13 protein-coding genes are annotated in these 18808 nt (G+C 57.5%); 8 read left to right on the forward strand and 5 right to left on the reverse strand.

The features are described 5' to 3' along the window. Positions 1-271: 271 nt before the first annotated feature. The 4 genes from ACE10Z_RS14200 to ACE10Z_RS14215 all read right to left on the reverse strand — a co-directional run bounded on the left by ACE10Z_RS14200 (position 272) and on the right by ACE10Z_RS14215 (position 8818). Entirely contained in the window at positions 272-1615 is a 1344-nt protein-coding gene (locus ACE10Z_RS14200) for a glycoside hydrolase family 130 protein (RefSeq protein ID WP_375788455.1), read from the reverse strand. A gap of 44 nt (positions 1616-1659) precedes the next feature. After that, the gene (locus tag ACE10Z_RS14205) at positions 1660-3936 is read right to left on the reverse strand and encodes a glycosyltransferase family 4 protein (RefSeq protein WP_375788456.1); all 2277 of its coding nucleotides are present in this window, start codon (positions 3934-3936) and stop codon (positions 1660-1662) included. A 3010-nt stretch (positions 3937-6946) separates the two neighbouring features. Next, a complete protein-coding gene (locus ACE10Z_RS14210) occupies positions 6947-7804 on the reverse strand; it encodes a helix-turn-helix domain-containing protein (protein WP_375788457.1) in 858 nt (285 codons plus the stop codon). 228 nt (positions 7805-8032) lie between these two features. Then, positions 8033-8818 carry a hypothetical protein gene (locus tag ACE10Z_RS14215; protein WP_375788458.1) on the reverse strand — a complete coding sequence of 262 codons (786 nt, stop codon included), beginning with the start codon at positions 8816-8818 and terminating at the stop codon, positions 8033-8035. Between the two features lie 743 nt (positions 8819-9561). Here ACE10Z_RS14215 and ACE10Z_RS14220 point away from each other — a divergent pair. The 7 genes from ACE10Z_RS14220 (at position 9562) to ACE10Z_RS14250 (ending at position 16617) form a co-directional block, all read left to right on the forward strand. Beyond that, a complete protein-coding gene (locus ACE10Z_RS14220; RefSeq protein ID WP_375788459.1) occupies positions 9562-10602 on the forward strand; it encodes a LysR family transcriptional regulator in 1041 nt (346 codons plus the stop codon). 597 nt (positions 10603-11199) lie between these two features. After that, complete coding sequence (locus ACE10Z_RS14225; protein ID WP_375788460.1) at positions 11200-13374, forward strand: PAS domain-containing protein; 2175 nt, start codon at positions 11200-11202, stop codon at positions 13372-13374. Continuing rightward, positions 13371-13745 carry a response regulator transcription factor gene (locus tag ACE10Z_RS14230; protein WP_375788461.1) on the forward strand — a complete coding sequence of 125 codons (375 nt, stop codon included), beginning with the start codon at positions 13371-13373 and terminating at the stop codon, positions 13743-13745. Before ACE10Z_RS14225 ends, ACE10Z_RS14230 begins: the two co-directional genes overlap by 4 nt. Positions 13746-13793: 48 nt before the next feature. After that, the gene (locus ACE10Z_RS14235; protein ID WP_375788462.1) at positions 13794-14426 is read left to right on the forward strand and encodes a response regulator transcription factor; all 633 of its coding nucleotides are present in this window, start codon (positions 13794-13796) and stop codon (positions 14424-14426) included. Between the two features lie 322 nt (positions 14427-14748). Continuing rightward, positions 14749-15591 carry an alpha/beta fold hydrolase gene (locus ACE10Z_RS14240; protein WP_375788463.1) on the forward strand — a complete coding sequence of 281 codons (843 nt, stop codon included), beginning with the start codon at positions 14749-14751 and terminating at the stop codon, positions 15589-15591. Positions 15592-15596: 5 nt separating this feature from the next. Continuing rightward, positions 15597-16085, forward strand: coding sequence for a VOC family protein (locus ACE10Z_RS14245; protein WP_375788464.1), 489 nt, complete (start codon positions 15597-15599; stop codon positions 16083-16085). Between the two features lie 37 nt (positions 16086-16122). After that, on the forward strand, positions 16123-16617 hold the full coding sequence (locus tag ACE10Z_RS14250; protein WP_375788465.1) for a cupin domain-containing protein: 495 nt from the start codon (positions 16123-16125) through the stop codon (positions 16615-16617). A 153-nt stretch (positions 16618-16770) separates the two neighbouring features. Here ACE10Z_RS14250 and ACE10Z_RS14255 read toward each other — a convergent pair whose 3' ends face one another. After that, on the reverse strand, positions 16771-17358 hold the full coding sequence (locus ACE10Z_RS14255; protein ID WP_375788466.1) for a TetR/AcrR family transcriptional regulator: 588 nt from the start codon (positions 17356-17358) through the stop codon (positions 16771-16773). Between the two features lie 803 nt (positions 17359-18161). Here ACE10Z_RS14255 and ACE10Z_RS14260 point away from each other — a divergent pair. Beyond that, a complete protein-coding gene (locus tag ACE10Z_RS14260) occupies positions 18162-18806 on the forward strand; it encodes a hydrolase (protein ID WP_375788467.1) in 645 nt (214 codons plus the stop codon). Positions 18807-18808: the final 2 nt, after the last annotated feature.

An 18808-nucleotide genomic window follows, 5' to 3' on the forward strand; every position in this document is an offset into this window, starting at 1 on the left:
CTAGCCATCCCCCACATAAGACCGCGCCATTGGGACACAAGGGCTTCCGCCCGCGATATTGACGATAGCTTGAGTTTCTCAAGTAGAGTGAGCGTTGGCCGGAAGTATGTGGCCGACTGCAAAAACGACGCGTTTGACCCTAAGTGGACATGAGACGCCTCGCTCCTGGCACTAACCAGCCTCGGGATAGGCTGACTTAGAAGGGGCGGGACTATTCGGATCTATCGACCGATAGCGAGGCAGGCTTCTCGAAGGCAACGCGTTCTCCGGCTCACGTCGGACCAGCTAAGCTCAAGAAAGACGAACGTTGTCCCAGTGCACTTCTGTCCATAGCTGAAATTAAAGAAGCAATATCGATCGTCGCGAAATTGCAGAAGGTGTCCGAGACGGCATAAGGAAAGATGATTTTGTCATGATGGCGCATCGCACCGCAAGTGTAGACGACGTTCGGAACATAACCTTCGCGTTCGGAAGGGTGCGGACGCAATAGCGGTTCACGCAGCCGCGCGAGCACCTTCGACGGATCCTTTTTGTCAAGCAACGCGGCTCCTATCGAATATTTGCGCACCGGACCGACACCGTGCGTGAGCAGCAGCCACCCTTCATCGAGCTCGATCGGCGATCCACAATTACCTATCTGCACGAACTCCCAAGGGTAGAGCGGCTTCAGGATTGGTTGGCCGCCATCCCAAGTATAAAGATCGTCGGAGTAGATCAGATATAGGTTTTCGTTGTCCTGGCGCGCGATCATCGCGTATTTTCCGTCGATTTTCTGCGGGAATAGGGCCATGCCCTTGTTGCGCGCGGCGCTACCCTTCAAGTTTGTCAGCCGGAACGATACAAAATCGGACGTCTCGAGAAGTTCTGATCGGATCGCCCGCCCGCTATATGCGGTGTAGGTCGCGTAGTAGATCTTCGGCTCACCGCCGAATTGCACAAAGCGGGCGTCCTCGATTCCGTTTGATTGAGCCTCGGTGACCGGAAAGATCACCCGCTCACTGATGTCGTTTCCGACCGTGAAGCTGACATCGACATTGTCGCTGCCTGCGCCCGACGTTAGCTTCACGACGTCAGGGCTCGACGCAAGACGCGCCGTCGGATCGATGTTAACGGTCCCGTCTGCCGTAACAAACCCCGATCGGAATGTCAGGGAGGACACATGACCTTCGCCAACGGCGCGAAGGCTGAGGATGAAGCGAAGACTGCCATCAGGCGATACCGACTGATCGGGATGTGGCACGATGCTCGGATTGAACAAGGCCGATGCTTCGAACGAATATTCGTTGAGGAAATAAGCGCCGACGAGTTGGCGCTGGGTCTGCGTGAACGCTACGTGGTCGGCCAACGCTTCTTCCATCTCTGCGGCGCGTGCCTCAAAGGTCTGCAAGAGGTTGCGGTGACGACCGAGGAAGTTCTCCATAACCTCCGACAATTGGCGGTCTGCTACGTCGGGGTCCAGCGCGAGAACCCGTTCAACGATATGGTTGGCACGGGTTTTGTCCGTCGGATTGAGGTCGCGGGGCTCCGTTGCGGGCTTGAAGGACCGAACGATAACACGCGCGGGATCAGGCCGCAGATGAATGGCTTGGCGGTTTAGGAAGGGAATTTTCGACAAGAGGTCCTCGAATGATTGAATGCGCAATGGTTAGCAGCGCGCCCTCAAGCGACCAGCGGATCAGGCCTGCTGCGACTTTCGCTCAAACGGGCAATTTGTCGGATCTCGGAAAGTCCAAGCAGATACGACACCACGGATTCTCCACCCCGGTTTTCGTTGGGACGATCGGGGTGCAGGCCATCGCGGCAACTTCCCGTCTCCAGATCAACCAGGGAGACCGACAAATCATTACTGCCGAGAAACCAGGCGAATACCCGCGCCGCCTCGTTTTTCCATTGTACATCATGATCCACGCGCCAGGCGGCAAGGCAAGCCGCAATGGTCGCTGCAGCCTCCAGCGGCTGCTGGTCGAAGGCTTGCGGCGGCTGCCGTCGATCACCAAATCCCGCCGTGCCGATCGGGCGGAATTGACCCTTCGCTGAGGTTTGTTGGCGCACAAGCCAGCGCAGCGACTCCAGTCCGATATTGATATATCGCGATGCTTTGCTCGCCATACCGGTCAGTATGAGTGCCTGGGACAATCGAGCGTTATCATAGGCCAACCCATCCTCGAACCAGACCCAGTCATCAGTTGCCACGGTATCGAAAATGAGGATCAGCTGATTGGCCAGGACAGTACGCATACGAGCCGCGCGCAAATCATCCGGAGCGGCAGAGCAGTAGGCATCGAGGCCGAGCAACACAAACGCCCATGCCCGCGGCGAGCGAAACCCTTCCGCCGCGGCCAGCGTCTCGGAAAACAGCGATGCGGCCCAAGAGCGCCGCGACAGGTTGGCGTCGGTAAGCGCGCAAACGCCCAGGGCCCAGAGCGTTCGTCCGTGACTATCCTCAGATCCTTTGTCCTCCAGCCAGCAGCGATTGAAGCCCATGAAATTGCGAAAGCGTTGCGTGCCGGGATTCCAAGCGTGCTGAACGAAGGCGGCAAATCGGGCCGTCAGGGCTTCTGGCAATCGCTCTTCACCCGGGTTGTTGAGGGCGCAGGCGACCAGCAGGGCGCGGGCATTGTCGTCGACGCAGTAGCCGTGGGTGCGGTCCGGTACGCTGTGAATGGCGTGCTGAAACAGCCCGGTGTCGTCGCACATCGACAGGAAGTGGTCGATCCGCATTTCCGGCGGAGCACGGCTGTCGCGCAACAGCGAACTGGTATCCGAACGCGCAATTGTCTTCAGCCGATGCTTCCAGCCGGCATTGTCAAAAACCGACATATAGCGCTCGGCGGTCCTTTCCCAAGTCATGGAGCGGCTCGTCGAATAGGCGCGCCTACACATTGCTTGCCGCAGCACGTCGTTGGTCAAGAGCTTCGCGATTTCAATGCCGATCGCGGCCGCGTCGCCAAAGGGAACCAGAATGCCGCGGCCATTAGCGAGCAGTTCGCGGGCATGCCAATACGGGGTGGAAACGACGGCTTTGCCGAGCCCGAAACTATAGGCGAGCGTGCCCGACGTCATCTGGGCTTCGTTCAGATACGGCGTCACATAAACATCGGCCATCGAGATAAAGTCGAGCAACTTCTTCTGGTCGACAAATTGATCGAGAAAAATCACGTGATCCTCGACGCCAGCCTGGCGTGCATGCGCCAATAGGCTCTCGCGATAGGCCTCACCCTGATCGCGTACGAGATTCGGATGCGTTGCACCAAGCACGACGTAAACGGCATCTGGGCGGGTTTTCAGGATCGCGGGCATCGCATCGATCATGACTTCGATACCCTTGTTCGGCGACAACAGGCCGAACGTCAGGATGACGGACTTGTTGCTGAAGCCGAGCCTCGCCTTGGCCGCGTCGGGTTCGGCGAATGCAAATTCCGGAATACCGTGTGGTACGATTTCGATCTTCTCGTCGGGGACCTGATAGACCGAGCGTAACAGCTCCCGGCCTTTCTCAGCCATCACCACGACCTTGGATGACGCCTCGACGATCCGTGCGATGACCTCGCGCTGGGCCCTTGTCGGTTCGGGCAGCACCGTATGTAGCGTTGTCACGATCGGAATGGTCAGGCGCGACAGCAGGCTCATGATCTGACTGCCGGCTTCGCCGCCGAAAATGCCGAACTCATGCTGTAGAGACACCGCCCCGAACCCACCGCTGTTCAGGTATTCGGCGGCGCGGACGTAGTCATCCGGCCGATCATCATTGATCTGAAGGCCGACCGTACTCGGGTAATCGTAGAGCTGACCGTGATCGGTCATCGCAACGATGACGGTTTCCAGATCACTTCGCGAGGCCGCAACGGCGCACTGCAGATCGGTGGTAAAGGTCGCGATGCCACAGCGCCGGGGTAACGAGTTTCCGATGAACGCGATGCGCTTTACGACTGCCAACTTGGTATCTCCGTTCGTCGGAATGGGGTATGCGCGGTGAATGGCAGGAAAAATCGCCTGGCTTTAGGCCTTTACAGTTCGTGGAGGAGGTGGACCGGTCCAGGCTGGAAGTGCGTCCCATTCGGCCCAGCGCATGCGTCGCTCTTCATCTCCGACTTTGATAAAAACAAATGGGGCATCATCTGTCCCAGTCTTTGATCCGGCGAATGTCGCGGGAAGTCCGTTTGCGTTCCTGATCGTTGCCGTGTTCGACATGCAGTCTCCTGTCCGCGATGTACTTCGCGAGTTGCCAATCAGTTAAAGATGGCTTCCCGGTGCATAATGACCGATGTAGCGACCAGTAGGGCCATCAAGATCGGCAGCAGAACCGGCGGTACAAGCCATCTACGAAAACTGGATTTTAGAGTATCGGACATCGAACCGCCTGCTCGGTTGAGGCGGGAGCGCGAAGCTCGCAGTCACCGGTAAATGCCGTGGGCTGGGCGGTGATGTTCAGAACATAAGAACACGCTCGCCGAATTGCGAGGTGTGGGGCCGGCCGAATCAGCTTTATTAGCTGTATCTTCGACCTGACAACTTTTCACGGCTGATTCCTTCCGCCTCACCGACAGTCCACTTTTCGAGCGAAGATACTTTCGAAATGGGCTGCAACGTTTGGTCTCCACCAGCTGTTGCCTTCGTGGCGACGGGGTCTTCGCGAGGAGCGGGACGGTCGCCATAGCGACCGAGGCAGCGTGGTGCCCGCCCGGTGGCGGTACCCCACCCATAAGCGAGTAGCCCCAGGAGCGAGTAGCCCCAGGAACAAGCGCAAGCTCACTTATTGTCGCAATTCGCTTGATCTGAAAGACAAAGTGCAAGTCAAGGTCCTGCGCGGGCGCGCGCCTGAAGCTGTCGGACGTGCGGTTCGCCAGCATCGTTGAAAGAACCGGCGCGCATCTGTCTTGGCGTCGCGATCGTCGGGGCGGCGTTGTTCGCCCGCAGTAACGCTCACAGGCGCCTTTATCGTGCAGCGAGGGCGAAAGCCCGGCGCCTTTGCCAAAGCGCCGGGCGAACGCGAATATATCCCTATCAGGCAATGGAAGATAAGACGCTCTTTCTCTGGCGCTGCATATCCGTACATGTACGGTTCGTCGGCGTTTGATGAAATCCAAGCCCGCAAGGCTCATGTCAGCCGAGCGATCTAGGCTAGGCGCGGCATGGACCGCGACCTACTCCATTTCCGTCTCTCGCTCGCTTGGCTGGTGATAGTCGCCGCCGGGTTCGTCTACGTGCTGCTCGCTTAAGGCCGCCTCAGTTGGCGGCCTTACCGTAGAGCCCCCGCAAATGTTCCGGCCCCACCAGTTCCTTTGGGCGCCATTCGCTCTGCGAGTTGCGACAATAGGCCTGAAATAAACAGCTCGCTATTCGCTCCAAACGGGCAGACAGTAAGTCCATCACCGCCCGAACCCGTGGCTTATATCGGTGACGAGAACGCCCGATCGCGCTCCCGCCTTCCTCTAACGGAATGGAGTGCGCCATGTCCATGAATCGACATCTCATACACACCCAATCACTTGAACAGCGTCTTGGCATCCAGGCAGAGCGGCTCCGCAAGGAGGCTCGGGGAACTCCCCCAGGCATCGAGCGCCAACGCCTAATCCGCAAGGCTCGTCTGGCCGAAACCGGCTCACAGTTGAGCGACTGGCTGCGGTCGCCGGGTTTGCGAACGCCGACATGAGGGGCCGATACGATTCCCATGCGCAAAGCGGCGCGAGCAGGATAGTCAATTTTCGCAGGCGATGGGCGAACAAGAGTGATACGGCAATCAAGGCGGTCCTGAATTACTTCTGGAGCAGGCAGACCGACAGAAGTTCTGCCGCGATACAGAAGGACAGGCTCCGCAAGTAAAGAGGTCATCGCACTCGAAAGATGCACTATCCGGGATTTTGTTCGTACCCTCTCGGGGCTAGGGAAACGCCGTCTGTATTTATTTCAAGCGGGCGGCGTAATTTTGTCTGGGCCGCCTCAGTGTTGTCCCGGAATCACCCGCGTAGGAACGGTCAGCTCACTGGGCCATTGAATATTCATCATCGACCGGACCTCGGCAATTACCGGTGACTGAGAGACGCTGCGCGCTCCCGTCTTAGTGGACGGGAGGGTCTGATGTGCGAGATGTGTGTCCAGATTGACGAACGGATCGCGCACTACCGTTTACTCCGTGCGTGGATCACGGATCAGAAGACCTTAGACGGCATTGCTCTTTTGATCGAGCAGCACCAAACCGAAAAACGGACTCTTCATCCGGAAGCGAAAGAGTAAGGCCCACCCTGCGCACCGGACGTCAAGCGCGCCATGTGCCGCCGCCGGAAGTTGAAGTGTTGGGTCAGCACTTGGATGAGCCACGACGGATTCCATGAACGGACTGGAGCGAACGGCAATGTTCGGCCGTAGCTCAAACGGTGGGTTTTGGTCCAGGAAGGAGGAAAATGCTTTATCGTTCAATGGGGATTGACTGACACTCTCTCCGCCGCATCGCTTCTCCACTGTATCCGGCTGTTCGAAGCGACAGCAAAAACAATGAACAGTGCGAGAATGGTTGTTGCAGCATTGTGGCCAGCGGTCATGTGAACCGGGCAAACAGGCCGAACACATGGCCGCTCCGACCAACGCCGCAAAGTGAAGGTTCTTCTTACCAACCCGGAGCCGTCCACACATGATCCTAAACCGATATGGCAACGATTGCCGCTAGGTCAGCCGTTGGGGGTAAACCGGACGAAGGCTTTCGACGGCTTCACTGCCGCTTTTGACCGGAATCGGAAAGTACGAATGCGGCTTCGACCGCTGCTCGGTTGCTCCGCTCGACGGCGTGGCGCAAGGTTGCCATCACAACCCATCAGTGCGGCAGATTGGTCCGGCGCCTACGCAGGCTGATGGAGGCCTTCCGGCACGAGCGGACTGCGCGGCCAGAAACGGAGTGAGGAAATGATCATAATTGAGAGGCTTGGTGTCAATCGGTGGTTATTCGCATGATCTAAACTTCGTTCTGGCGCCGATACTCCGTCGGTGTCGTTCCGACCATGCGGCGGAAAGCGGTAGCCATGTGCTGCGACGAGGCAAAGCCACAGGCGTGCGCGACCTGGGTAACGCTAAGGGGGGCTGCTACCAGAAATTCCTTTGCGCGTTCTATCCGAAGCATCATTACATACCGATGGGGCGGAACTCCGGTGCTGATCTTGAAGGCGCGCGCGAAATGATATGGAGAGCGAGAGACAAGTGCGGCAAGCTCGGCGAGCGACAAGTCACTCGCGAGTTGACCCTTCATGTACTCAGTGAGGAGCTTCAATTCCTTCGGTGTTAGTCCGCCTTTCGCCAGTTTAACCCCAAGCGCCGGCTGCGAGGCTCGCGCGAGCAAAGTCGCGAGCGCCATGCCAAAGCTGTCGGCCTCCAATTGCGTCAGTCCATGCGCGCTTAGTTCCCAGAGTTGCTCGGCGAGCTGCAGCGGCAACGTGTCATAGCGTGCTCCATGATGGAGCGGTCCGCAGTCTTGGAGGCACCAGGGATCGTCCCAAAAAACCTTGGACGAAAATTCAATGACGAGAAGATCGATGTTGGAGGTGAGGTCGTACGTGCAAGGATGATCGGGAGGCGCGACGAAATAGTTTGGTGCGGACAGATCCGCGTTGAAACGGCCTGCGCCCAGATCGACGACAGACCGACCCGCCCGAGGCGCGCGGCTAATCTGAAGCGATACTCCATGGGCGGATTCGACGTACTCACCGGCTTGGTGCCGCGGCGAACGAAACAAGTTCAGTCCGCCAACGGATCTGTGCTGTTGTTCGAACGGATATATAGAACGGTAATAGTCGGCATAGCTCAGGGGTTGACTCATGGGCGGGCATTCACGATGCGGCCTCGTACTAAGACAGTGGGAGAGGTGTCGATTACACCATAGTGCATGGCTATTTGTTGCGATGGCGGCGAAGCCGTTGGCGTACACGTAGTCGACGCAGATCAGGCCTGCGTAAGGAGCCACTCGCAAAGAACAGTCTGGGTTGGTATTTGCCGCGACGGAAGGCGCTTACGTCAGCTGTTCAGCGTTGCGGCCGATCAACCAAACTCACGGCCTGCGGCCTCGTCTCAGGATGCCGCGGATCTCGTGCGGCGTAGCGTAGAAGGTGTTATGAAAGGCCAATCTGGCTTCCGTCCCAGTCCTGTCCAGCTCGCGGGCGAGTTGGTCGAGGCCGGGGTCCTGAGCGTCGCCAAGAAGTGAAAAGAGGCGCTGGCACTCTTGTCCGGAAAGCGATCGGGACCGCGGGCGACGAGGAGGCTTTGTCGTTGCGTGGGTACGAATGAGATGGCATCCGACGCTCAAGGAAAGATCGTCCAGCTCAAGGCGGCTAGGCACATCGCCGCGCCGCAATCGCTGCTCGAGCCTGCGTCCGATCCGAGCAAGCACGGGCTCTCGGGCAAAATGGGGTAGGGTGAAGGTTAGCCCAAGCGCGTCTATTGCCGAGAGTCCGAGGTCTTCGCCGAGTTGCCAGAGATCGGCGGCCGGAAAGTAGATGTGGATGACGCGCCAGTCGCCCGTCAGCATCGCCGCAGGTGCTTGGCCTGCCTGAACCAATTGAACCGCGCCAGCCTCAAACATTCCCTCATGTACTTCGCGGCCATCCACGGCGTAGGTGGCATGGTGGCCGCAAGTCGATACCGCGAGAATGTGTGTTGTCGGATCTGAAGGCGATGCGACTTCGAGTCTCTGAGCGTTTTGGCCCGCGAACACGCCGGCCGACAGGCCAGCTGTCCGCCCCGGCCAGGCAATTGCAATCGGATCGATGCCCCAATCAGCTGATACACTCTCAGGGGTTGTCGATCCTCGTTCGCCCACAGCGTTACCACCGGTCAATTATCGCTTCGCACGATGGCGTACGCGCGCCCGGGACACGTCTTCTGTCCGCCAACGAAGAGCAGCAAGCACCGGGTTCCATCCCTACCATAGGCGTAGTTGATCAAGTGCCGCCAGTTCTAACTTGTGTTCGATACCAAAGTCGGCGTGCCTTTGCGCAAGAATTTGAACATTCATCAAAGCCGTGAACGACGACTGTCGCTTTGTGCTCCACATCCATCCTCCAGATCGTTGCTGAGATCTGAGCAACGTTCTTTGGCACGACAGGCTCAAAGCGTGCGCCATCTGGAGTCGCGCTGGTATTCAGCGAGACGGCTCTCAACCGAACTAGCACCCTGATGCAGATACGGCAGAACTGAAAGAGAAGTTGTCATGAGTCTTCCGGACCTCATCCTGCACCGCGGTCTGTTCACGACGCTCGATCGTTCCAAGGGCATTTCTGCGACCTAGTTCCTTCCGGAACCCGGTACCACAAGATGGGTACCACCAGACTATGTGAGCGCATGATGTGGCGCAGGACGACGCCGACCGGGCCGGGAACTGCGCGACGCTTCGTCCGGACGGCTTCAGCTCTGCCGGCGCGCACAAGGATTGTTCACACCAAGGTGCAATTGAGCCCTCAATTTCATGGGCTCTACTCTCGGCTGTTCGCGATAGCTGACTGAGAGAGCGTATAGATGATCCCGATCGAAAGCATCTAGATCTATAACAATGATGTCTCTACGAAGCTTCGCTGTTTGGCCATGACCATGTTCCTCAACAGATTTGATCTGAATCTTTTGCGCGTGTTCGATGCGGTCATGGAGGAACGAAGTGTGCTGCGAGCCAGCCAGAGGATATGTGTCAGCCCTACGGCCGTTAGTCACGCTCTTGCCCGATTGAGAGAATTGCTCGACGACGAATTGTTTGTTCGCACGGCCGCGGGGATGCAACCGACCGCGCGCTCGGTTGCGATGGCCCCTTTGATGCGCCAGGCGTGGAAATCACTAGAGGCGGCGATCGACCCACCCAAATTCGAGCCAGGTAGTTCGACGAGGCGGTTCACTATTGCGGTGAGCGATTTTGCCACCATGGTGATGCTGCCATATCTCCTCACCGTGTTAAGGCGGGAGGCGCCGCTCGTTAATCTCGTAATCCGGCCGAATAGTTGGATCGATCTGGCCGAGGAGATAGATCTCGGACAGATTGATGCAGCAATCGGTACTTTCTCAGATGTGCCTGAGCGTTTCGGATCAAGCGCGCTCTTTGCATACGATGATGTCCTCATCACGAGTTCTTCACGGGGACTCGGCGAGCTGTCGCTTGAGGCATTCTCCGCCCTCTCCATAGCCGTGGTCTCGTTGAATGGCGAGCATGAGGGAGTTGTCGACGGCTACGTATCTGAACGTGGGCTGGCCCGGCGATCGGAGATGTTCGATAGGGCCGCCTTCGAACGGGCCTTCTCGGGGGCAAAGCGAAGTCCGCGTATAGTTGTCTCATTGCCTCACTTTCTTGCGCTTCCCTCACTACTTGAGGACGCGGATTTGACGGCTATCGTGCCGCGGCCGCTCGCCAAGTTGCTGGTCCACAGACACCCACTGTCAATGCACGAGTTGCCATACAGAACGACTTTGGAGAACGTTAGCGCTCTGTGGCATGAACGGAACGAGGGTGATGCGCCGCAACAGTGGCTGCGGGCCACATTGAGCCGAGCTACCGAGCCTCTGCGGGCTCGTTTGTTTGAGTTTGCGCGCCCCGCGCGACCCGTATTAAGCCCATCGGTGCAGCTTGCCGCGGAAGCGTGAGGGAGGACGAAGACTCTCTGTATTCCGGAAAACCAACACTAAGGTACGATGGACCGTCGCCGAAGAGGCGCTCTATTCTAGGGGACGAACCTTCCTTGTTCGCAACCTTGATTTGTGGCTCTGTATGAATTTTTCAGGGAATGACGTGGAGTACGGCTAGCCTCGTAAAGACCTTCATCAAGCGCCGTATCGGGAGTTCCCGTGAGGGGCTGGTCAACTCGTTCGTTGGAGCCGTCAGTCAGCAACTCCAAGGGTGGGCGGGCTAGGGATTGACCCGTGGCCGACCAGCGGCCAGCGGAGCGAAGATGGACGACATGGCAGTTCGGCGCCGTGACCGGAGGTTCTATGAGTCGATGACCGTAGTCCGAAGTGCCAGTGAGTGTCGGCGCTGTGGTCGCCGTAACGACAAGGGGCCTCTGCGTGCGCAAACTTGCGACGGTTGGGAGGGGCATGGTAGCTTATGTTATGCGATCGTGCTCTATCGTTGTCGACGGCCTCCGAAGGGACATCTCGGTTTTGCTGCCGCCGGAATCGGACAGGTGGAAACATCTCCGAGCGTAGGTTGAGCACGCCGGGTTGTCCTGGGCAGCGATCAAAATGGTGGTCAACAGCAAACATTCTGCCGAGCAGAACCAGTACTCTCGGTGCTGTATCAACGATCTGAATAGGATCCTTGCTCATCCTCCTATCTGGAGCGATGGCTCGTTCTCCGGGATACTTCCGGATTTGCTGGACATGGTGGTGGACATGCTCCACCTGGAATTTGCTTACGTTCGTCTCAAAGATCCAGTCAAGATGGAATATCTTGAAGTAGCGCGAACAGCGAGATCACCTGGTGGAGCCATCGGGCCGCGGGAGGTAAGCAGCGGTCTAAGCAATTCGCTGGGTCAAGTCCCGAAAACATCGCCATTGATCCAGCGAATTGCGATTGGCGACAGAGAGTTGTCGACAATATCGCTGCACTTGGGGTTGATCCCGGATGACACCGGAGTGTTGGTGGCTGCGTCTCATCGTGCCGAGTTTCCCGAAGAGGCAGAGACGCTTCGTCTCAGAATCGCAGCCAATCAAATTGCGAGCGGCCTACAGGAGGCGCGGCTCTTCAGCCAACGAGGACGAATTGACGAAACTATAGATCAAGAGGTTTGGCGGCGAACCAAAGAGATTGTTGCCCTTAGCGAAGATCGAAGAAAAGAGATTGTCGAACTCAGGCGAGTGGTGGAATCGCTTCGCGTACGAGAAATTGATATTCAGTTGGTAGTGGACGCAATTCCGGCTCCTCTAGCCATTATGACCGCGGATGGAGAGGTTGAGGCCGTCAATCGTCCTGTCCTTGAATATTTCGGGATGGGCGCCGACGAATTGAAGCGTTGGAGCACGACTGGAGCCGTTCATCCCGATGACGTAGCCGCGACGATCAGCACATGGAGGCGGGCGGTCGAAACCGGTGAGCCATATGAAGTGGAAAGCCGGCATCGCCGCAGCGACGGTGTATACCGATGGTTCAACGTCCGCGGCTTTCCGTTACGAGACAAGGACGGAGACATCGTACGCTGGTGTGTACTGCAAATCGACGTCGAGGAGCGCAAATGCGCTGAGGAAGCGTTGCGAGCCAACGAGCGCAATCTCAATCTCATCATCAACACAATTCCCGCGCTCGTGTGGTCTGCTCGTACGGACGGCTCTGCGGACTTCTTCAATCAGCACTACGCGAATTATGTGGGCCTTAGCTTGGAGCAGATCCAAGGGTCTGGGTGGATTGCGGCGATTCATCCCGACGACCGAAGCGGTATCGCTCATGCGTGGCAATCGTTCATGGCGTCGCGCAAGGCGGGAGAGAAGGAAGCGCGATTACGGCGCGTCGATGGCACGTACCGATGGTTTCTGTTCCGCGCCAATCCATTACTTGACGGGTCTGGAAATGTCATCAAATGGTTCGGAATCAATACCGACATAGAAGACCGAAAGCGTGCCGAGGAGCAACTGCGCGATACGCAAACGAAACTAGCGCACATGGCGCGTATGACGACGATGAGTGAGCTCACGGCATCCATAGCCCACGAGGTCAACCAGCCGCTATCCGGCATCGTCACTAATGCAAGTACCTGCTTGCGCATGTTAACCGCGGATCCTCCAAACGTCACGGGTGCTCTCGAAACCGTGCGCCGTACGCTTCGTGACGGCAACCGGGCGTCCGATATCATCGGCCGCCTCCGATCGCTCTTCAATAGGAAGGCGCCTGTAGCTCGACCTCTGGACCTGAACGAGGCAACACGCGAGGTCATTCCGCTACTTCTAAACCGGATTCATCGTGATGGCATCAGTTTGCGGATGGAGCTTGCCGAAGATCTTCCGCTTGTCTCGGGTGATCGGGTGCAACTTCAGCAAGTGATCTTGAATTTGCTCCAAAACGCCATGGACGCGATGAGCATGATCAATGATCGACCGAGAACGCTGACGATCAGGACGGAGCGGGATCAAAGTAATTGGATTCGGCTGAGTGTGCAGGATTCGGGGCGAGGTTTTGACGTCGAGGCCGTAGAAAAACTTTTTGACGCGTTCTATACGACCAAGGACGACGGTATGGGAATTGGATTGTCGGTCAGTCGCTCTATTATTAAAAATCATCATGGGCGCCTATGGGCGTCGTCGAATGACAGTGCGGGGGCCACCTTCTCTTTTTCAATCCCCCGAAGCGCAGAGGGTATAACCAGCGCGCACAGTCTTGACGCCAAAGCAACACCCGCCAGGGGCGGCGTCACGAGGAATGTATGATGGTCACACGTTCGTTTGTGTCGGTGGTCGATGACGATGAGTCCGTGCGGGAGTCCCTACCGGACCTGCTGAGGGAATTTGGCTACGCTGCTCTAGCGTTTTCCTCGGCCGAAGAATTTCTGGGGTCCGAGTATGTGGGGCAGACGGGTTGCCTCGTTCTCGATATCGCGATGCCCGGCATGACTGGTCCCGAACTCCAAAGAGAGCTGACGCGTCTCGACCAAAGAATTCCAATTGTCTTCATCACCGCGCATGGAGATGATTCAACGCGTCCGCGAATGCTTGAGCAAGGCGCTATTGAGTGCCTTTCCAAGCCGTTCAGCGACGAGGCTCTGCTGAAAGCGCTCAATGCTGCCTTCGGAGTCAGTTGAGGTGGAAAGTACTCACGCGTCTGAATGAGAGGTATTAGAAAGGAATCGATGGCGGAAGGGCTGCTTGCTATGTCACACGAAAACGCAATCGTGTTCGTCATCGATGATGACGTCTCCGTACGCGAATCTCTAGAATTGCTGATCCTTAACGGGGGCTGGCTGCCAGAGACATTCGAGTCCGCTCGGGCGTTCCTCTCGCGCCCACGCGTGTCTGTTCCCCATTGCCTGATTTTAGACGTTCGTCTTCCGGGGCTGAATGGCCTCGAATTGCAAAAGCGGGTAGCAGTCGAGCGCCCCGATATGCCGATCATCTTTATCACGGGTTACGGGGACGTGCCGATGACGGTCCAAGCCATGAAGGCTGGAGCCGTAGAATTTTTGACTAAGCCATTCAGTGATACCTTGTTGCTGGATGCAATTCGAGATGCCATCGATCGAAGCGACGCCTCACTTCGCCGTGAGGCTGAGATGCAGGCGCTACGAGATCGCTATGCCTTGCTCAGTCGACGTGAGCGGCAGGTGATGGGTCTGATCGTTCGTGGTGTATTAAACAAGCAGGTGGCCCACGAACTAGGCATTAGTGAGATAACAGTCAAAGCGCATCGAGGCCAGGTAATGCGGAAGATGAACGTGACCTCGTTCGCCGAATTGGTGAGCATCGCGCCAAAGCTGGACCCTTAGCGTTGACTGGAGAGCTGGTGGCGGTGTCACAGCGCTTGGCTCTTTGCTGCCTCGGTTACGCGTCAATATGGCCAAGGCGGTGATGAAGCGCGCATCGCGGACCGTCCGTGGCATTGGTGTACCACTATTCGAGCACTGACCGACCGAAATGCAGCCTGCTCATCCGAGCGCTGAAATCGTTTCACTTCCGCGCGCTCGCTAAATTGCACAACTTCCGCACCGACTTCGCGACGGTTAGGGGCGGCGGCCGGACATAAGCATCGATGGATGCTGTTGGCTTTCGCACAGCAACGGGAGGTGCTCGGCAATGGTGGAAGCTCAGATGAATAGCAAGCGCGCTTTGGTGAATAGCGTGACGCTGCACTACGTAGCGGTCGGTTCCGGGCCTGCAGTGCTATGTCTCCACGGCTGGCCTCAAAATCACCGCGAGTTCCTGCCGATCTTTGAGAAGTGTGCTGAGCGCTACCGATTCATAGCCCCGGACCTGCGTGGGTACGCGGACAGCGACAAGCCCTATGCTGACTATATGCCTGCCACCATTGCCCAGGATTTGCTCGAGCTCGCCGACGTTGAAAAGGTCGACCGATTCCATATTCTCAGCCACGACCTTGGAGGGCCGCCGTCCGTCGCCCTTGCTTACATGGCAGGATCGCGCGCGCTGTCTCTAGCGACGATCGAGACGCCGTTCTTCGGACTCGACTATAAGGACTACGTGGATCCGCGAGTGCCATATTGGCATCTGTCGATGCACGCAAATATGGATATTGCACGATTCTTGATTGAAGGCCGAGAAGAACAGTATCTTCGCCACTTCTTCCGGGACTTTGCCTACAATCCCAACGCGATCAGCGAAGACGAACTGCAACGGTACGTTATTCAGATGAAGCAGCCCGGAAACCTGCGGGCCAGCCTCAACCACTACGCCTTCATCGACGAGAAAGCGGCGCAACTCGCCGAGTTCGCTAAGAAGAAGCTTTCGATTCCGACCATGGGCTGGGGAGGGCGCCGGTCATTTGGGTCACACTGCTTCGACAGCGCCAAGGCACTCTCGGACCGGGCAGAGGGCGGTGTCATCGAAGAGTGCGGACACTGGGTGTTCGAGGAAAAAACAGACTTCATTTGCGAGCAACTCGGTCAATTCTGGGACAAGAGCATCAGGTTGTAACCGGCATGATCGAAGCAAGCCTTCCATTTCGCATCAAGAGTACGGAGCATACTGGCATCACGGTTTCGTCGCTCGACCAGGCGCTTTCGTTCTGGGTCGACGTGATGGGCTTCGATCACCTGTATACCTGGGACTTCGATGAAAGCTCTTTCCTCAAGGAATTGGTCGGCGTGAATGTGGCAGCGGCGCGTATAGCAATGGTGAAGGCGCCCGGTCATTTGATCGAGCTTCTGGAATACCGCTCTCCGACCGACCGGAAGGTAATGAAGCCCCGGTCCTGCGATGTGGGATCCGTGCACGTGGCCTTCCAGGTCGAGAACATCGACGCATTGTTGGAGCGGATCAGTGCTGTGGGGTGGAACGCCTTAAACGAAGTCCAAAAGGTGGAGTCCGGGGAGCGCACTGGACTTCGCCTCGTTTACGTGCGTGGGCCGGACGGCGTGACTCTCGAGTTTCTTGAGTATCCAAAAGGTGGCCCCGAGGCGACACCCTGAGTTTCGATCGGCCAATTCCGGGAAAGGAAAAGAAGCCATGCTCCGAAGCAAAGCGATGTTCGCCGTCGCCACGATCATGTCTGCCGCAGCCGTGGCAGCGCAACCGCCGGCGCCACAACTTCCAAAGTATTCCAAGACGCCTGACGAATTGACCGCTATCGCGCCCACTGGTGGCGTGGGAGGGTCGGGCAACGCCAAGGTCCAGGTCGTTACGATCCTGGGCGATCCGTCCAAGCCAGGGCCGTACAGCCAACTGCTTAAGGTCGCGCCCCATGCGGCCATTGCCGCGCATCATCACGCAGGAGATCGGGTCGGCACTGTGCTTCAGGGGACCTGGATGTTCGGTTACGGTCCAAGTTTTAGCAAGGCGGAGCTCCGAACGCTTCCCGTCGGGTCAGTTTACACCGAACCGTCAGGCGCTGCGCACTTCGCGATGACCGGCGAAGAGGCGGTAACTGTGCTGATCACCGGCTCAGGGCCGACGGATACTGTCTACGAGAACCCAGCCGACGACCCGACGAAGAAGCCGTGAGACACCGATGCCGGGCTTTCACCATCTCAACCTTTCACGGTGAGCGCGACTCGAAGCGCAGCTTATCGCGATTGCCGATGTGCATGAGATCAGGCACAGCAGCGGCGTCGATGCGCGCCCGGCGTGTCAACCAGCGGTACTCAGAGACGAATATTAATTCTCCGGCCAGCTGAGCAAAAATGTTTGCACAATTCGCCGGAGCTCATTCCTTGTCGCGCCGCCCTTTGCCTCAACCGCCATGCCTTGAATGGTCAATACCACAAGCCGTGCCGCATCGGCCGCAGTCATGCCGGGAGGCAGCGCCCCGGCGCTTGCCACAGCTTCGAGCCTCTCGCGTAGGATCTGACCGAATTCATTTCGGCTGCGAACGAGATGTTGGCGGATCGACTCAGTTTCCGGTGAACATGCGAGCGCAGCGCCTGTGATTAGGCAGCCCGGGGGCGTACGCGATCCAGCGTGTAGATCGGCCATGCCGTACAGTAGACGTTCTACAATCCGCCGAGGTGTCGGTTCGGCGAGCGCGCATGCTTGACGAAATTCCACGTGTTTGGACAAGTAGCGTTCTACGATCCGATGAAATAAGTCCTCTTTGCTGCCGAACGTCGCGTACAGGCTCGATTTCGTAAGCCCCGTCGCGTCAAGAAGATCATTCAACGAAGTGCCTTCATATCCCTGCTGCCAGAACACCTGCAGCGCTTTATCCAAAACCTCAGTTTCATCAAACTCTCGAGCTCGAGACATTGTCGCTCCTGAACCAAACGCATTATATTGGACCGATCGGTCCGTTATACAAGCCGATGTTATTGATTCAATAGCTCGAAGTGGCGCCGGCCGGGGGCTCTACCAGTTCAAGCGGCAGGCGAAACTGAAACGATTTCACCAGCAAGATGAATCCGGTGCAGTTTGGCGTCGGTGCGCCATTCGAGCTCGGCTTTGTCCAGATTCTAAACATTGTCCGGCGTGGAAGCTAGGGCGTTTGGCCGAGGCACGCGAAGTGCTGCGCTTGCGAACGAATGGATGGACTATTGGTGGGTCCAGATATCGCTAGGCGAGCAAGCAACTTTCGATGCACCTAGGAGTGCATCCGCCTTCGCACGGAGGTTGCGTTCCGCGCAAGCGACGATTTCGTTATTTGCGGGCGTTTCCCCGTTGCGTGTCGAACTGCTGTCGGGCTCCCTCGACCTGGTCTTGGTCGCGAACACTGGAAGCATCGGCGCCTAGAGCTCGAATATCTTCAGCCGTTTTGGAGGTTGCAGCCGCAAGCGCCGCCCCGCCAGTCGCGGCTGTGTCGAGACAACGCTTGGAGGAAATGCAGCGGGTTCATCGACTAGCTGAAATCGTTTCACTTCCGGCACCGGCTTGATCTGTACAGATTGCTAACGCGTTAGGCCGGTGCACTGTGAAAGTAGAGCGAACGAGTAGAGACCTGGTGGATCCGGCGCTGCAGGATGGCGCTTGGATGAAGTGCATTTGGCTCTCCGCCCAGGCGACTAACCCATACCCCCACCGCCTGCCCCACCTTTGACAACCGTAGGAGACTCTAAATGTCAAAACAAGATATGGTTAAGCCGAGCGAGTGTGCTGTCGCTCTGATCGACTATCAACCGGCGATGTGGCAGGGCGTCCAGTCACACGATCGGCTAGTGCCCTTCAATAACGTACAGGTAGTAGCAAAGGCCGCCAAGCTGTTCGGCATGCCCACCATTATCTCCACGGTGGCGGAAAAGACGTTCTCCGGTCCGTTCATGCCGGAGGTCACCGAACTGTTTCCAAAGAACCCGATAGTCGACCGCACCTCGATGAACGCCTGGCTCGATCCGAACTTCCGCAAGGCTGTCCATGAGACCGGCCGAAAGAGAATCATTTACGCCGGGCTTTGGACGGAGGCCTGCGTGGTGTTTGCGTGCCTCGATATGCTGAAAGAAGGCTTCGAGATATTGATCCCTGCGGATGCCTGCGGCGACCTGTCGCTCGAAGCGCACAACCGCGCTATGGATCGTCTCGTACAGGCAGGTGCCATTCCGTTGACATCGATGCAATTGCTGTTCGAGCTGCAACAGGATTGGGCGCGGCAGGAGACGTACGAAGGCGTGATGGACATCCTGCGGGCTCATTCGCCTTACGGCATTCAGGTTCGCTTCTCGAAATGGGCTCTCGGCGAGCACGCATCCGAGGCCGGCTCTCGGTAACC

It is taken from the genome of Bradyrhizobium sp. Pha-3, from assembly GCF_042258615.1.
Taxonomy (GTDB): domain Bacteria; phylum Pseudomonadota; class Alphaproteobacteria; order Rhizobiales; family Xanthobacteraceae; genus Bradyrhizobium.

Excerpts from the sequence above, each read along its gene's own strand:
- ACE10Z_RS14210 (WP_375788457.1), bottom strand. The coding sequence starts at position 7,804 with ATGAGTCAACCCCTGAGCTATGCCGACTATTACCGTTCTATATATCCG.
- ACE10Z_RS14220 (WP_375788459.1), top strand. The coding sequence starts at position 9,562 with ATGACCATGTTCCTCAACAGATTTGATCTGAATCTTTTGCGCGTGTTC.
- ACE10Z_RS14225 (WP_375788460.1), top strand. The coding sequence starts at position 11,200 with ATGGTGGTCAACAGCAAACATTCTGCCGAGCAGAACCAGTACTCTCGG.
- ACE10Z_RS14230 (WP_375788461.1), top strand. The coding sequence starts at position 13,371 with ATGATGGTCACACGTTCGTTTGTGTCGGTGGTCGATGACGATGAGTCC.
- ACE10Z_RS14235 (WP_375788462.1), top strand. The coding sequence starts at position 13,794 with ATGGCGGAAGGGCTGCTTGCTATGTCACACGAAAACGCAATCGTGTTC.
- ACE10Z_RS14240 (WP_375788463.1), top strand. The coding sequence starts at position 14,749 with ATGAATAGCAAGCGCGCTTTGGTGAATAGCGTGACGCTGCACTACGTA.
- ACE10Z_RS14245 (WP_375788464.1), top strand. The coding sequence starts at position 15,597 with ATGATCGAAGCAAGCCTTCCATTTCGCATCAAGAGTACGGAGCATACT.
- ACE10Z_RS14250 (WP_375788465.1), top strand. The coding sequence starts at position 16,123 with ATGCTCCGAAGCAAAGCGATGTTCGCCGTCGCCACGATCATGTCTGCC.
- ACE10Z_RS14255 (WP_375788466.1), bottom strand. The coding sequence starts at position 17,358 with ATGTCTCGAGCTCGAGAGTTTGATGAAACTGAGGTTTTGGATAAAGCG.
- ACE10Z_RS14260 (WP_375788467.1), top strand. The coding sequence starts at position 18,162 with ATGTCAAAACAAGATATGGTTAAGCCGAGCGAGTGTGCTGTCGCTCTG.